Origin of the sequence: Pseudomonas sp. MWU349 (genome assembly GCF_017947325.1) — a bacterium.
GTDB lineage: Bacteria > Pseudomonadota > Gammaproteobacteria > Pseudomonadales > Pseudomonadaceae > Aquipseudomonas > Aquipseudomonas protegens.
On the sequence record NZ_JAFEVP010000002.1, the window covers coordinates 546,819 to 562,328 of the forward strand.

Here is a 15,510-nt window from a genome sequence, read left to right on the forward strand (position 1 = left end):
GCCGTCACGCTTCCCTGTGTTTGATCAGGTTGATTCCAGGGGCGAAGAACGCCGCGCCGTTGTAGTGCGCCAACGCCTGCCCCAGGTCCATCTCGACCCGCTGCAAGTGCTCCAGCCAATCCTTGCCGGCCACCAGGCAGTCGAGGCAACGAGCGATGTTGCGCTCCACCGTGGCTTCCCCTGCCGGGCACTGCACGCTCTTGCGCCCGTGATGGTAGGCATCGTCGCGGTAACCGTTACCGCAGCGGGACACGTTGATGATGTCGATGTTGCCCATTTGCGGCGAGAGCTCCAGGGTCAGGCTGACCCGCCCGACATTCACCAGCCGCGAGCGGCCAGCCCCGTTGCCCTGCGGATTGAGCAGGGCCAGCAACCGCGGGAACAAGGCACTGATATCAGCATCGATGCACAGGAAGATCCGGGTGAACTGCCCGGCCATCGCCCCCGGCTCGGCCAGCAGGTCGAGCACCTGCACCGGCAGGCCCGGGTCGATGGCGGCGGGGTTGAGGTCCGCGACCCAGATCCGCGCACCATGACAGGCCGCCACCAGGCTCAGCATCTTGCCCACCAGGCCCATGCCCACCACCAGGATCTGCTCCCCCGCCTGCAATTGCGCACGGTCCACCGCATGCACCGCAGTGGCACCCAGGGTGGCGAGAATCGCCTGGTCCTGGGTCAGTGACGGCGGCACCTTGCACACCAGCCGCTGGGGCACCTGGATCCAGTTGGAATGGGTAGCAATCTTCCAGCCCATGGCCACCACCCGGTCTCCCGGCTGCACGCCTTCCACCTCGGGCCCCACGGCGCTAACCACCCCGGCCGCGCAATAGCCCAGCGGCAGTTGCTCGCCAGTCTCGCGTACCTGCTGCAGGTAATGACGCTCGGTGCCCGGGCTGACCATGGAGTAGTCCACCGCCACCTGCACTTCAGTGGCCGCTAGAGCGGCCAGAGGTTCATGCACGGCGATCACGCCATCGGCGCCACAGGCGGTGAGTGTGTATCGGCTGCTGCTCATCAGGCCTCCCGTCCGGTCAGGCGATCCAGGCACTGGGCAAACCCTGGAAATGAAGTCTGGTAGCAATGCCCTTCGAGGATGGTGGCCTGCAGCCCGTGAGCCAGCAGCAGGACGTGGGCGGTCATTGACAGGCGATGGTCACCGAAAGTCGGGATCGCCCCTTGCACACTGGGTACCTGCCCGCCTTCCACCCGCACGTCGTAGCCGTCGACCTGGTAGTCCAGGCCCAGGGCATTGAGCATGCTGCGGGTGGCGGCGATCCGGTCCGATTCCTTGAAGGTCAGTTCGTAGAGGTCACTGAAGGTCGCGCTGCCGGGCAGCACGCAGCTGATGGCCAGGGCCAGCGGCACTTCGTCGATCATTGCGTGGAACTGGTGCTTGTCGCGCAAGTCGTGAGCCCTGGGCTGGCCACCCCCGCGCAGCAGCAGGCGGCCCACCGGCTCGCCATGACGAATGCTGTCCACCTCCAGGGTCAGGTTGAAACCACAGGCCAGCAGCCAGTTGAAAAAGCCCAGGCGCGTAGGGTTCAGGCACACATTGTCGAAGCTCAGGCGCTGCTGCTCCTGGTGGCGGTTGCACAGCAGGAACAACGCCGCCGGATAGGCAATGGCCGAGGGGTCGCGAGGGATGCTGATCTCCTCGGGAATCGCGCAGTCCCGTGGCTGGTAGTGGATCTGCAACTGCTCGTCCTGCAGCCGGTCGCCAAAACTGTTGATGATGCGCTGGGTGTGATCCCGGGCCACCACCGGGTACCGGATCGACATCGGCTTGCGTGCCGCCACCCCGGCAAACAGCAAGGTGCTGATGGCCTGGGCGCTGCCGATGTGGATCTGCGCCGCGCCGCCGCGGAATGCAGCCTGGTGGATACGGATCGGCAGCGCGCCCGGGCGCCCCAGGTACTCCAGGCGGGCGCCCATCTGGTTCAGGGGCTCGACGATCCAGTCGAAGGGGCGGTTGCGCAGGGTTTCGTCGCCATCGACGATGCACGGCACATTGAGCCCCACCAGCATCCCGATCAGTAACCGCGCGGCCGCGCTGGAGGGCCCCAGGTCGACCCGCCGCTCGTGGGTCGCCTGGGCGAAATCACCGCTGATCTCCAGGGTCTGGGGCGTCTGCCCTGGCGTCACCTCAAGGCCCAGTTGCTGCAGGGCATCGAGCAACAGGGTCACCGCCTTGCCGCGGTTCAGGTCCCGCAGGCGCACCGGATGCCGGGCCAGGGCGGCAAACAGGATCATCCGATGGCTGATGGACTTGTCCGATGGCAGGTAGCCGTCGATGTTGGCCCAGACCTGCTGGTGGCGGCCAAGGGTGAAATCGATGGGCCGGTCCGGGTAATCGATCATGGGCGACTCCTGTATTTGGCGGGGTTGATCAGTTCGGCGTCGTCCACCAGCGCTTCGTCCTCGAAGTGGTCGCCCACCCCGGGGCCCGCGGGCAACACCAGCGGCTGGGTTTCATAGAAGCGCCGACGGTTCTTCTTGCGTTCAAGGCCGAGGTTGAAGCCCCCAAGGTCCACTCCCCAGCTTTCCAGCCGGCCATGGGTGATGGCGCTGTCCACCAGGGCCTGGCCCATCGCGGTGCGGATCAGCGCGCGGCCGTGTTTCTGTTCTTGGGAACCGTTGAGGCTGGCTTCGAAGATGTTGGGGTCGCCGTCACATACGCTGACGTCGGCCAGCCCGCTCATCCAGTCACCGCAACTGAGGCAGCGAAAGGTCTTGTTGTCCTTGAGCTTGCCGAGGATCTCCCAGAAATCGATGCCAAAGGTCTGGCTGTCCAGCAAGGTGATTTGCAGCCGGCCGGGGTAATCGCCTTCGCGGTACTTGATATCGCGCACCTGCTGCGGGTCTTGCCCCAGCACCTCGCTGATGATGCTGTGGGTGCCGGCCGGCAGGGTGTTGGAGGAGCAGGCGGTCTCGATCACGCAGATGATCCGGCTGCGGGCCCAGTGGCCGATGGCCGTGTCCCGGCGCTGCAGCTTGCGGATCGCCTGGACGTGGCAGGCCAGCCCCACCACGGCGATGCGCGCGTCCGGCTGCTGTTCGTAGCATTCGCGCAGGGCATTGAGGTAAGGCGCCAGCTGGTAGGTGGACTGGGCGTTGTTGATGATCGCCGCCGCATCACTGCCCAGCTGCGGCGCGCTGCGCCAGCCCTGCCCCGGATGACGGCCCATGGTCAGGGTCAGGTCCACGTCAAAGTGCTCCCGGGCGGTCAGCAGCAAAGTGGTGGCGGTGCCGCCACTGGCCGAGCGCCGGACTATCTGCGGATCGGTGGAACGCGCACCAATGGCCTGGCGGCTGATCCCCAGCCAGCGCTCTTCGGCGCGGCGGGTACGGCCGAACAGTTCCAGCTCGGAGCGATCGGTATCCGGCTGCAGCCCCGGGCACACCGCCAGGCACTCGGTGCAGCTTTCACAACTGTCGCCGATGCCCTCCAGCAGCGGCACCACCCGGTCCGGGTCGAAAACGATCACCTGCTGTGGGCACACCAGGGCGCAGGCGCCGCACCCGGCGCACAGATTCTGATCGAGCACCGTCAATTTCAATAACATCCCTGTCATCTTGGATAAGCCTCGTGTGCCGTTTTCCGGGTGCAGCCGGCCGCGCCCCCGCGAACCGGGGACGGGCAAGACCTGCTGTGCTGAAGTGGCCGCTGACGGTCAGCTCAAAGCGGGCGTTCCATCTTGATGATCTCGATGGACACCGGGCTGTTGCCGCGGCTGAAAGTGCCCTCGCCGATCTTCTGGAAGCCGTGGTAGGCATAGAAGCCTTCGGCCGTCAGGGTCGCCTCCAGGTAGGCCGAGCTGGCACCGCTGGCCCGCAGCCGAGCCAGCGCCACCTCCAGCAGACGGCTGCCCAGGCCACGCCTGGCCACATCGCCACGGATGAACAGTTTGCTGACCTCATTGCCGTCGAGTTCGACGAACCCTTCGATCTGCTCGCCCTCGGCCAGCCACAGCGAGCCCTTTTCCACGGCTTCGCGGTAGGTTTCCGGGGAGCGCCCATCGAGCCACATGCGGATCTGCTGATCGCTGTATTCAGAGGTGCACAGGCGCTCTACCGAGTTGCGGTGGGCCTCGAAAATACCGATCAGATCGTCCGTGGTGGCCTGGCGTATCCGTACATTGCTCATTCAGCTGAACTCCACTTTCTTGGGGGCGGGTTGGTAGCGAAACTTGAAATTGATCAGGCTGCCCAGCATTACCAGGGCACTGCCGAGCATCAGGTGCAGGCTCAAGGGCGTTTCCCCCAGCCACACCGACAGGTAGCTGGCGCCGATGGGGTACAGCACGCCGACGTAGCCGGCGTTCTCGGCGCCCATACGCTTGATCAGGTCGATGAACAGCACGAACACCAGCGCCGAGCACACCACCCCCAGATACAGCAGGATGCCGAGGTCGGCCAGGGTGCCCGGCAGTTGCAAGCCATGGCCGCCCAGCAACAGGCTGACGGCGTATAGAGCGCAGGCCCAGCCCGCCGCCACCTTGTTGATGTGCAAGGTGCCAAGCTGGCAGGTCTTCTGGATGTGCTCCGAAAGCACCGATCCGATGGCCACCGCCAGAAAGGAAGTCAGCCCCAGGGCCCCCCCCGCCAGCGACAGCGGCCGCCCCGGATCGCCGAGCATGAACAGCCCCAGACCGGCGATGCTCACCAGTGCGCCGAGCACGTTGTGCAAGGCGACCGGCACATGCAGGAACAGGCGCTTGATGCCGATGATGTAGAAAATCACAAAGGCGCTGAGGCAGGCCATCTGCGCACTGCCCAGGTAAGCGGTGGCCAGGTAGGCCAGGCCGATGCCGGCATAGAAGTACACCGCCCCCACCCCGGCCATCAGCAGGTAGGCCTTGCGGGTTACCGGCTGCTGCGGGCCGGCGAACAACCGTTGCCACAGCCACAGCACCCCGTAGGCAATGAGGAAGCGCAGCATCAGCGAAGAGCCGACGTCGCTGTGTTCCACCTGCAGCGAAATGGCGATCCAGTTGGTGGACCAGATCAGCAGGCAGCCGAGAAAAATCAGCACGGCGACCAGTGAACGGGGTTTCTTGTTGTTATCGGGTAAGGCGTTCATGGAGGTTTCCCTAGCTCAAGGCAGCGGTGATCCCGGTCAGCAGCGACTCCAAGCGTTCTTCGCCGAAGACCTGCGGGTCATAGTCGATTTTCAGCAGCAACTGGCCCGCGGCCAGGTAGCCGGTGAACTCCAGGTGATGGCTGGGGCTGCCCTGCATCAGTTGCAGGCTCAAGGGGTGCACGCCGACCCGGGCCCCGGGCGGGTTCTCCACGGCGCCCAGGAAGTTGTAGCTGTAGCCGCAATCGAACAGGCCCTTGAGGCGCTCGGCCTCGGGCGTGGCGAAATAACGATTGCCGAAGCTGTGGGCAATGCCCTGGCTAGCTTGCTGGCCGGCCTTGATTTCCCTGGCGATCTGCTCCAGGTCCAGGCTGGCAACTTGCAGCACCAGGGGATAGATCACCGTCAGCCAGCCGAACACGCTGTTGAGCTCGGCGCCGCTCTTGTCCAGGGCCCGCCCATGGTCGAGCAAATGGACTTTCTGGAACGGGTTGTCCTCGCTCTGGCTCATGGCGCGCAGGATGGCCGCCAGCAGCAACTGGCTGGTCTCGGCCACACCCTGTGCCCACTGCGGCAGGTCGCGGACCGGCCCCAGGCACAGTTCGGCTCGCCGAAAGGCCTCGCGCCGGGGAAACTCGGGGCGCTGCCCGGTCAACTGCGCGCAGCGGCCCCAGGGCAGTGCTTCCCAGAACGCTTCATGGGTCGCCGCGGCATGCTCGCGCTGGTAGGCCTGCTGCCACTCCTCGAAGGCCGTCGGCCGCGGCCAGCCTTGCATGCACTCCAGGCCCTGCCCCAGGCATTCGTCCAGCTCGGAAACCAGCAGCATCCAGGAGTAGCGGTCGACCTGGAACTGGTGCCCGGCAATGATCAGGTGATGGCCCGCGGCGTCCTGTTGCTGGCTGAGGCAGAAGAGTTGTCCCTGGCTCAGGGAGATGGCTGCGCAGGTCCGCTGCACCGCTTGCTGCAGATCCGTCCCGGCGGGCTGCAGCCCCTGATCCTGAACGCCCGCCTCGATAAAGTGATGGTGGAAAATTGCCCGCAGCGCCTGGCCGACTCGCTGTGGCTCCTGGCCGGGGGCTATGTCCAGCACCAGGGCCTGGTTCCAGTGATCCAGGTCGCTGATGCCGCGGCTCAGCAGGAAGCGACGATTGGGCAGGCCCTCGACCTGCGGCCGGAAAACCCCGGGCCGGGCCTTGGCCGCCGCCGCGTGCACCGGCAATTGCCCCAGGGCCTGATCCGACAGCAACTCTTCCAGGTCCAGCACCAGGCCTTTTCTCTTCAGCGTGGCCACCACCTGCAAGGCCCGCAGCGAATCGCCGCCATTGTCGATAAAGCTCTTGGCCCGGTCCGGGCTCTGCCCGCCAAGTACCTGGCCGATGGCTTGCCAGAAAGGCTCCGGTGCGGCCTGTGCCGGCTCCGGCGCCGCCATGGCGCGGGCAGCCAGTTGCGCCAACGCCTGCCGGTCGATCTTGTTGTTGCGGTTCAAGGCAAAACGCTCCACCAGCATAAAGCGCGCCGGCACCCGGTGCGCCGGCAGTGCGGCCCTGGCGGCCTGACGCAGGAGGTCTTCGCCAAGGCTGGCGTCACGGGCAATGACAAAGGCCACCAGGGCCACGTTGTCCCCGGCCTGATGGGCGATCACACAGGCTTCCCGTACCTGGGCCAGAGCCTTGAGCTCGGATTCCACCTGGACCAGGCTGACCTTCTGCCCGTTGATCTTGACGATGGAATCCTTGCGCCCCAACAGGCGTATAGCGCCATCGGCCTGGCGGCACGCCAGATCACCGGTGGCGTAGCATTGGCGCTGCGAGTCCTGGGGGCTGGGCTGGGTCAGCTCGACGATCAGCCCGCTGGCCGGGTCCAGGCGCCGGGCCACCAGGGAAGAATAGAGCAGCAGTTCACCCACCCCATCGCCGTAGGGCTGCCCCGCTTCCTTGGCAATGTCCAGGGTGACGCCTTCCACCGGCCGGTCCAGGGCCCAGGTCGGGTCCTGCAGCGTCTGCCCCTGGTCGATGCGGGCGTAGAGCGCGGTGGTGCATTCGGTCGGCCCGTAGGCGTTGAACAGCTGCGAGCCTGGGGCAAAGGCGTGGTTGAAGCGCTGGATGTCCGAGGGGTGGATGATCTCGCCGCCGATCACCAGTTGCTTGGGCCGGGCATAGATGGCGCTCGCATCGCTGTAGAAGGCCCGTAGATAGGGCACCGTCATATGCAACACATCGATGTCATGTTCGGCGATCAGCGCCTCGACTGCGGCGAAGTCATGCTCCCGGGGGTTGAGGCTGCACAGGGTGGCGCCAGTCTTCAGGCTGGCGAAGATGTCCATCAGGCCGGCGTCCCACCCCGCGGAAGCCAGTTGCAGCACACGCTGCCCGGGGCCGATTCCGACATAGCCGATGTAGTTGTCGATGTGCCGGCCCAGGGCCTCGATGCGTTGCACTATGGCCTTGGGCTCACCTGTGGAGCCGCTGGTGAAGATCACGTAGTCCTGGCAACGCAACGGATATTCCCGTCCGAGGGGCACGGGCCGGGGTTGCAGGTGCTGCAGGTCGAGCACCGGCAAGGAACGGGTCAGTTGCGAGCCAGGCCGGGCAGTGCCATTGAGGACCAGGTTCACGCCCAGGTGCTGGAGCACCGGCATCAACTCGTCGAGGTTGCTCGCCGGGTCGATGAACACCACTCGCCGGGCGGCGGACAAGGCCGCGATCAACGCCGCATACATGGCCCGGCCATGGCTGGCATACAGCGCCAGCACCGGCTCCGGCAGCCCTTGCAGCTCGGCGCTGACCCCCTCGCGCAACTGATCGAGCGCGGCAAAGCCAAGGCTGCCCTGGACATCGATGACACCCGCAACATCGGTACCCGCCATGCGGGTAAAAGCCTGCAACATGATATCCCTGCCTTGTTGTTATTAGAGGGAGCGACAAACGCCCTGCAGCGTCTGCATGAATGCCTGGATTTCCTGCTGGGAGATGCTCAGTGGCGGGGTCAGCTTGACCGTCGCCGGATTGCGCCCGCCGGTGCGCACGATCACCCCGTGCTCCAGCAGCCGGTTGCGCAGCGCCAGTACATCAGCGCCCTGGCCCTCGAAATCGAAGGCGAGCATCATGCCGCGGCCGCGCACATTGACCACTCGTGCGTCCTGGGCCCCCAGGCCTTCCAGGGCCTGGCGCAGGTACGCGCCGTTGCTCGCCGCCCACTGCCAGGGTTGTTCCTGGTGGTAGATATCCAGCACCTTGGAAGCCACGGCACAGGCCAGCGGCATCAGGGTGAAGGTGGAGGAATGCTCGGCATAGCCCAGGCAGTCCACCAGTTCCGGGCGGCCTACCACCGCGGAAATCGGCAAGCCATTGCCCAGGGCCTTGCCCAGCACCAACAGGTCCGGCAGCAGTTGCGGGTTGCTGAAAAACGGCGTCCCGGTGCGGCCAAAACCGGTGTAGATCTCATCGAAGATGGTGATCACGCCGAAGGTCCTGCCCAGTTCGACAATCGCTTCGAGCAACGCCAGAGGCACCGGATACATGCCCTCCGCTGCCTGGATCGGCTCGATGATCAGCGCCGCGGGCAAGCAATTGGCCTGCTGCGCCTGGCGCAGATCCTCAGCCAGTTGCTCACGCCACAAGGCGGCCAGGGCCGGGTCCTGGTCGGCGGCGTAATCCAGGGCCAGGGCGGTCAGTTGCAGGCTGTCGCCACCGGCCAGGTGCTTGCGAAAACCGCGGTTGGAGGTCACCGACAGGGCGCCCTGGGTCTTGCCATGGAAGGAATTGTGGAAATACACCACGCCCTGGCGTCCGGTAGCGGCGCGGGCGATTTTCAGCGCCACCTCGATCGCCTCGGCACCGGTGACCGCGCCAAACACCGAAGCCTGCGCATAGGGCACCAGCCCCTCCAGCTTGGCGACCACTTCATGGCGCTGCGGGTTGTCGATGTTCCAACCGGTATGGATCAGCAGTTCGGATTGACGCTTGAGGACTTCGACCAGGTCATCGCGCTGATAACCCAGGTTAGCGGCACCGCTGCCACCGGACATGTCGAGGAAGGATTTGCCCTGCTCATCGTAGAGAAAGCACCCCTTGCCACGAATGACGGAAGGGCTGGAGGGGGCACTGCGCCTAATGGATATTGCAACTGCTTCTGTGAACATCCTGTCACCTTGAGTAAGCCGGGCTTTTGACTCACGCACAGACTCAGGGACAGATTCGTACAGGCAGGGCAAAGCCCTGCTGACTGCGAAGTTACCGACCCTGGTATCTGTTCTCCTTGCCAGGGACGCAACCCCTGTTGGCAATGGCGGCAAGATTTACGCGGGAGGCATTTGCGCTGTCAACGAGCCCCGCACTTATTCTGAATTTAAAGCGATAACCCCTGAAAAAAAGGGGGAATTCAGATAAAGCCCCTGAATTTATCAAGGTTTTTAGAGATGAGCCCGGCTACCGGCAAAAGGCCAGCCTCTGCAGAAGAGTTGATATTCAAGCAGTGAGAAGAAGGCAAGCTGAGCAGCTGAGTGGCGGGATCAAGGTTTTTTCAAGGCAAAAAAAAACCCGGAAATCCTCACTTTCGTGGGCCTTCCGGATTTTCTAAACCGCCAAATATGGTGGGTCGTGTGGGATTCGAACCTACGACCAATTGGTTAAAAGCCAACTGCTCTACCAACTGAGCTAACGACCCGCTGTGTGGTGGCGCGTATAATACTGATTTCTAACGGGAATTCAACACCCTATATGAAAAAAATCAAAAATAAGGTGTTGGATCACTGATTCCGGCTGCATTGAAGCCCTCCGCACGCAGGCGGCAGCTGTCACATTTGCCGCACGCGTGGCCGCTATCGTCTGCCTGATAGCAGGAAACCGTCAGCCCGTAATCAACCCCCAGGCGCACACCGGCCTGGATGATCTCGGCCTTGCTGAGGTTCTGCAGCGGCGCCTGGATACGAAAGCCCTGTCCTTCGACACCGGCCTTGGTCGCCAGGTTGGCCATGCGCTCGAAGGCTTCGACGAACTCGGGACGGCAATCCGGGTAACCGGAATAATCCACCGCATTGACACCGATGAAGATATCCCGCGCGTGCAGGACTTCCGCCCAGCCCAGGGCCAGGGACAGGAAGACGGTGTTGCGTGCCGGCACATAGGTGACAGGAATGCCCTCCCCCGGCGCCTCTGGCACCTCGATGGAGCTATCAGTCAGTGCCGAGCCGCCAATACCGTTGAGGTTCAGGCCGATCACCTTGTGCTCCACCACACCGAGGTCCCGGGCCACGCGCTCGGCGGCGAGCAACTCGGCTCGATGGCGCTGGCCGTAATCGAAGCTCATGGTGTAGCAGCGGTAGCCTTCGGCGCGAGCCATGGCCACCACGGTGGCAGAGTCCAGGCCGCCGGACAGCAGGATCACGGCACGCTTTTCACTCGCAGATGGGTTCTGTGCTTGTTCAGTCATGTCAGCGCCCCGGCTCATCATTCCAAAGGTATTTATGCAACTGCAGTTGCAGACGTACTGGCAGGTTGTCGGCGACGATCCAGTCCGCCAGGTCTCGTGCATTCAAGTCATGGTGGCTGGGCGAAAACAGCACTTCGCCGGCGCGACGCTCAAGACCGTACTGGATCAGCTTGGACACCGCCCAGTCATAGTCCTCGCGAGAGCAGATGACAAACTTGACCTGATCATTGGCGGTCAGCAGCTCGATATTCTCGTAGCGGTTGCGGTGCGCTTCCTTGGAGCCGGGAGTCTTGAGATCAAGGATCCGGCTGACGCGCGGGTCCACCGCAGAGATGTCCAGCGCACCGCTGGTTTCCAGCGAGACCTCGTAGCCGGCATCGCACAAGTGCTGGAGCAAGGGAATGGCATTGGGCTGGGCCAGAGGCTCGCCACCAGTGACGCAGACGTAGCGAGGGCGGAAACCGGCAACCTGCTCCAGCAGGCTGTCGAGGGTCCGCAGGCTACCGCCGCTGAACGCGTAGGCACTGTCGCAGTATTGGCAACGCAACGGGCAACCGGTCAGGCGCACAAAAACCGTGGGCAGCCCGGCAGTCCGAGTTTCCCCCTGCAACGAGTAGAAAACTTCGGTGATTCTCAATGTGTCTTGCATAGTCGCCACGGGCGTAACAGCTAAACAGGCTGTCCGCCTCCGTCAGGCACTTCAAGGAACCCCGCCATCGCGCAGATCCCAGGAAGCGTGTTTCAGAAAAAGGGCATGGATTCTAACGAAAAAACCCGCGAAAAGCGCGGGTTTCTTGTAACGGGGGGCCAACGCACTTACATGCGCTGCAGGTCCCGTTGGGCCAACTGAGCGGCGGAAGTGCCCGGATACTGGGCCACCACCTGCTGCAGGATGCCCTTGACCCGGTCGGTGTGACCGAGGCGACGCTCTACGTCAGCCAGCTTGTACAGCGAATCCGGCACCTTGGCGTGCTTGGGATACAGCTGGGAAACCTTGGCAAATGCCTGGCCCGCGCCTTGCAGGTCGCCTTTGGCCAGGTTCACTTCACCCAACCAGTACTGGGCATTGCCGGCGTACTGGCTGTTGGGGTACTTGCGCAGGAATGCCGAGAAGGCCTGGCTGGCCTTGTCGAAATCCTTGGCCTTGATCAGGTCGAAGGCAGCATCGTAGTAGAGCTTTTCCTTGGCCGGATCACCCGGTTCGCTACTGGCGGCTGGCGCCTGAGCAGCGGCACCGGCAGCACTGTTATCGCCACCGGCAGAAGAATTCTCAGGAGTTGCGGCAGGTGCGACACCGCTTCCTATGCGTCGATCAAGATCCTGGTAACGCTCCAGGCTTTCTTGCTTCATCCGCGCTACATCATTTTGCAGAACTTCGATCACACCCTGTTGGCGTGCAATCTGCTCCTGCATTTGCTGTAGTTGCTGGAACAGCTCGCCCTGTGCCGAGACAGGGGTCGAAACCCCTCCCCCGGCATAGGCGCCGTTCGTGCCATAACCCGCTGGCGGATAACTGCTGCCGCTATTGTTATAGCCGGAGTTGTTATCGACCACAGGAACCGCAGACCACGCCGCAAGCGGCGTGAGACTGAGAGCCAAAATAGTTACAGCACGACGGCACGTTCGCATGACGAATTACTTACGCAGTTCGACGCGACGGTTTTGAGCCCAGGACTGCTCGTCGTGGCCAGTAGCAACTGGACGCTCTTTACCGTAGGAAACCAGCTCCAGCTGTGCAGGGGAAACGCCCTGCAGAACCAGGTAGCGCTGAACGGCTTTCGCACGACGCTCGCCCAGAGCCATGTTGTACTCACGAGTACCACGTTCGTCGGTGTTGCCTTCCAGAACAACGCGAGCGCCGTTTGCTTTCAGGTCTTTGGCGTGAACATCCAGAGCGCGCATGGCTTCTGGCTTCAGGTCCGAGCTGTCGTATTCGAAGTAGAAGGTGGTGATTGCGCGCAGAGCAGCTTCTTCGCTCAGGGAGCCATCAACAGCACCGGTGTTAGCGCCGTAACCAGCGTTTGGATCAACAGCGCCTTCACCGGCATTGTCGCCGCCTTTGGAGGAGCAACCTACAGCCACAGCCATGGCCAGAGCCAGCGCAGCAAACTTACCAAACTTCAACATTTCCATCGTGAAACTCCTAATGAACCCCAGTGTGTTAAGTGAAACATTGTAGCGCCGCGTCAGTTCAGGTAAGGGGACCAGGACGGTTCTCTGACTTCGCCTTGAGCGGTAGGAAGCGGGAGCCTCACACGTCCATTAATGGACACGAGCATCAAGACTCCCCGGCCCTGCTGGCGGGTGGCGTAGATTACCATGGTGCCGTTGGGCGCAACAGTAGCTGACTCATCAAGGTTGGTGTCTGTAAGGATTTTTACGCTACCGCGCTGCAAATCCTGAGCCGCTACCCGGAAGTTGGTGAAACCATCCTGGCGGTGAATCATTACCAGGGTCTTTTCGTCAGCAGAAAGTTTCGGGTTGGCGTTGTAGTTACCAATAAAGGTCACACGCTCAGCGCCACCGCCATTGATATTGCTTTTATAGACTTGCGGCTTGCCGCCACGGTCGGAGGTGAAATAGATGGTGGAACCATCCTTGCCCCAGAACGGCTCGGTGTTGATGCCCGGGCCACTGGTGACGCGGCTGATCTGCCGGGACGCCATGTTCATCACATAGATATCCGGGTTGCCGTCCTTGGACAGCACGAACGCGAGGCGGGTGCCATCTGGCGACCAGGCTGGAGCACCGTTCAGGCCTTCGAAGTTGGTGATCTGCTCACGACGACCCGTGTCGATGTGCTGCACAAAGATCCGCGGACGCTTCTGCTCGAACGACACATAGGCGATGCGCTTGCCATCGGGTGCAAAACGCGGCGACAGGATCGGCTCGCGGGACTGCAGCAGGGTAACTGCACGCGCACCGTCGTAGTCCGAACGCTGCAGGGTGTAACGGGTGTTGTTCACCGAGAAACGCTCAGCCGTCACATACAGCAGGCGCGTAGAGAACGCGCCCTTGATGCCGGTGAGTTTTTCAAAGGACTGGTCGGAAATGTAGTGCGACATGTCCCGCAGTTGATCAACGCTACCCGACACGCTGCCGGTCAGCACTTGCTGCTCGGTAGCGACGTTGAACAGCGCGTACTGCACCTGCAGGCGACCGCCGGCTGGAACAATGCTGCCGACCATCACGTATTGGGCGCCCAGGGCTTTCCAGTCGCGGAAAATGACTTCGCTGGCCTGGGTCGGCAAGCTGATCATGTTCTGCTTTGGAATCGGTGCGTAGTAACCCGAGTTGCGCAGGTCATCACCGATGATCTGCGCCATGTCGTCCGGCAGCACGCTGCCGCCTTGCCAACCGAACGGCACTACCGCGATGGGAGTTGCCCGGTCACTGCCACTGGTGACCAGAATGTTTTTTTCATCCGCTGCCGCTATCCCTGCCATACAGCAAATAACGACAAGCATTCCTCGAAGAAGGTTTCTCACAAGGCTAGATCCTCAGGTGTGAATGTCATCTTGAATGAACGATAGGGAGCAAAATCCTTCGGACTCAACCCCTGCATTTCTGTCAAACGCCCAATGTTCTTGACTGCCGCTACCGCCGAGGCATCGAACGGACCATCACCACTGGACTTGATCACGCTGACCGTGGTCACCGTGCCATCCGGCAACATGCCGATCCGCAGTTCCACTGTCATGCCCTTGCGTGCCGAAGGAGGACGAGCCCAGCCTTCCGCTGCACGGATACGAATCAGGTCATCGAAACTGCCCGAGACACTGTCACCGACCTCATCCGACTTAGTGGCTTCACGCTCCGGCTTGTCGGACAGCAAGTCCGCCAGGGCCTGAGCCTTCTTCTCTTCGGCAGATTTACGCGCTGCTTCCTGGGCCTTTTTCTTCGCGGCATCGGCAGCAGCTTTCTTCTTCGCGTCTTCGGCGATCTTTTTCTTCGCCTCTTCAGCTTCAGCTTTCTTCTTCGCGTCTTCCGCGGCTTTCTTCTTCGCGTCTTCGACGATTTTCTTCTTGGCCTCTTCAGCGGCCTTTTTCTTGGCCTCTTCTTCAGCGGCTTTCTTGGCTTCTTCTTCGGCTTTCTTCTTGGCTACATCAGCCAATTGCTTCTCTTCGGCCTTCTTGGCTTCCGCAGCTTTCTTGGCTTCATCAGCCTTCTTCGCCTCGTCAGCTTTCTTGGCCTCATCGGCCTTTTTCGCTTCCGCGGCTTTTTGGGCAGCCTCTTCTTTCTTTTGTTCCGCGGCCTTGATCTCTTCCTGCTCGACCTTCTTCTGCTCCAGCTGTTCGGCTTCGGTCTGGCGCGCGGCGGATTTCTTCGCCTCACCCGCAATCTTGTGATTGGTCTGGGTGGTTGCCGGACTCTTGGATTTGAGCTGGTACAGGGTCGCCTGAACGATCGGCTTGGCAGGGGGCAGTTCCGGGGTCATGGCAAAGCTGACGAACAGCATGCCAAACACCAGCACGTGCAGGGCAATTGCCCAGACACTAGGCCAGAAGTAGCTTTCCGAGGCGGACGGCTCTCGCTGTTGGTGCATCAGGGCGCCTCGGTAATCAGGCCAACGTTACCGACTCCGGCTTTCTGCAGGCCGCCCATGGCACCCATCACGGCGCCGTAGTCGACGGATTTATCACCGCGAATGAACACCTGGGTGTGCTTGCCGCCTTCATTGCCGGCACGGATGATCTTGGTCACCGCGTCAGTCATCTGTGGCAAGGTCATCGCCTTGTCCTGTTGCTTTTCGGTGTCGACTTCGCTGCCAAGGTTCCAGTAGTAGGTCTTGTCAGCCTTGATCGAGATGGTCAGTACCTGGGTGTTGTTGTCCTGGGGCAAGGCTTCGCTGGAAACCTTGGGCAGGTCAACTTTCACGCCCTGGTTGAGCATCGGCGCGGTCACCATGAAGATAACCAGCAGTACCAACATCACGTCGATGTAGGGCACCACGTTCATCTCGGCAACCGGCTTGCGTTTGTGGCGAACTCGGGCCATGGGTT

The 15,510-nt window shown here is 62.3% G+C and carries 14 protein-coding genes and 1 tRNA gene; all 15 read right to left on the reverse strand.

The features are described from left to right. Positions 1–4 precede the first annotated feature (4 nt). Positions 5–1,015 (reverse strand): zinc-binding alcohol dehydrogenase, encoded by a 1,011-nt coding sequence (locus tag KCG88_RS09715; RefSeq protein ID WP_210712292.1) that lies wholly within the window; start codon positions 1,013–1,015, stop codon positions 5–7. Further along, positions 1,015–2,358 (reverse strand): 3-phosphoshikimate 1-carboxyvinyltransferase, encoded by a 1,344-nt coding sequence (locus KCG88_RS09720; RefSeq protein WP_210712293.1) that lies wholly within the window; start codon positions 2,356–2,358, stop codon positions 1,015–1,017. The genes KCG88_RS09715 and KCG88_RS09720 overlap by 1 nt, the downstream gene beginning before the upstream one ends. Further along, positions 2,355–3,563, reverse strand: coding sequence for a Coenzyme F420 hydrogenase/dehydrogenase, beta subunit C-terminal domain (locus KCG88_RS09725; RefSeq protein WP_246882633.1), 1,209 nt, complete (start codon positions 3,561–3,563; stop codon positions 2,355–2,357). The genes KCG88_RS09720 and KCG88_RS09725 overlap by 4 nt, the downstream gene beginning before the upstream one ends. A 113-nt stretch (positions 3,564–3,676) precedes the next feature. After that, entirely contained in the window at positions 3,677–4,144 is a 468-nt protein-coding gene (locus tag KCG88_RS09730) for a GNAT family N-acetyltransferase (RefSeq protein WP_019094547.1), read from the reverse strand. After that, positions 4,145–5,080 (reverse strand): DMT family transporter, encoded by a 936-nt coding sequence (locus KCG88_RS09735; protein WP_210712295.1) that lies wholly within the window; start codon positions 5,078–5,080, stop codon positions 4,145–4,147. A gap of 10 nt (positions 5,081–5,090) precedes the next feature. Next, the gene (locus tag KCG88_RS09740; protein WP_210712296.1) at positions 5,091–7,964 is read right to left on the reverse strand and encodes an AMP-binding protein; all 2,874 of its coding nucleotides are present in this window, start codon (positions 7,962–7,964) and stop codon (positions 5,091–5,093) included. A gap of 21 nt (positions 7,965–7,985) precedes the next feature. Continuing rightward, entirely contained in the window at positions 7,986–9,218 is a 1,233-nt protein-coding gene (locus tag KCG88_RS09745; RefSeq protein WP_210712297.1) for an aspartate aminotransferase family protein, read from the reverse strand. 448 nt (positions 9,219–9,666) lie between these two features. After that, positions 9,667–9,742: transfer RNA gene (locus KCG88_RS09750), tRNA-Lys, on the reverse strand. A 63-nt stretch (positions 9,743–9,805) separates the two neighbouring features. Further along, positions 9,806–10,507 carry a 7-cyano-7-deazaguanine synthase QueC gene (gene queC / locus KCG88_RS09755; RefSeq protein WP_210712298.1) on the reverse strand — a complete coding sequence of 234 codons (702 nt, stop codon included), beginning with the start codon at positions 10,505–10,507 and terminating at the stop codon, positions 9,806–9,808. A gap of 1 nt (position 10,508) precedes the next feature. After that, complete coding sequence (gene queE, locus KCG88_RS09760; RefSeq protein ID WP_210712299.1) at positions 10,509–11,156, reverse strand: 7-carboxy-7-deazaguanine synthase QueE; 648 nt, start codon at positions 11,154–11,156, stop codon at positions 10,509–10,511. A gap of 167 nt (positions 11,157–11,323) precedes the next feature. Then, positions 11,324–12,136, reverse strand: coding sequence for a tol-pal system protein YbgF (ybgF, locus tag KCG88_RS09765; protein ID WP_011063012.1), 813 nt, complete (start codon positions 12,134–12,136; stop codon positions 11,324–11,326). 6 nt (positions 12,137–12,142) lie between these two features. Beyond that, on the reverse strand, positions 12,143–12,640 hold the full coding sequence (pal, locus tag KCG88_RS09770) for a peptidoglycan-associated lipoprotein Pal (RefSeq protein ID WP_003227510.1): 498 nt from the start codon (positions 12,638–12,640) through the stop codon (positions 12,143–12,145). A 53-nt stretch (positions 12,641–12,693) separates the two neighbouring features. Continuing rightward, positions 12,694–13,974 carry a Tol-Pal system beta propeller repeat protein TolB gene (gene tolB / locus KCG88_RS09775; protein WP_015636767.1) on the reverse strand — a complete coding sequence of 427 codons (1,281 nt, stop codon included), beginning with the start codon at positions 13,972–13,974 and terminating at the stop codon, positions 12,694–12,696. 17 nt (positions 13,975–13,991) lie between these two features. Further along, complete coding sequence (gene tolA / locus KCG88_RS09780) at positions 13,992–15,053, reverse strand: cell envelope integrity protein TolA (RefSeq protein ID WP_047305813.1); 1,062 nt, start codon at positions 15,051–15,053, stop codon at positions 13,992–13,994. Beyond that, on the reverse strand, positions 15,053–15,505 hold the full coding sequence (tolR, locus tag KCG88_RS09785; RefSeq protein WP_011063015.1) for a protein TolR: 453 nt from the start codon (positions 15,503–15,505) through the stop codon (positions 15,053–15,055). The genes tolA and tolR overlap by 1 nt, the downstream gene beginning before the upstream one ends. Between the last annotated feature and the right edge of the window lie 5 nt (positions 15,506–15,510).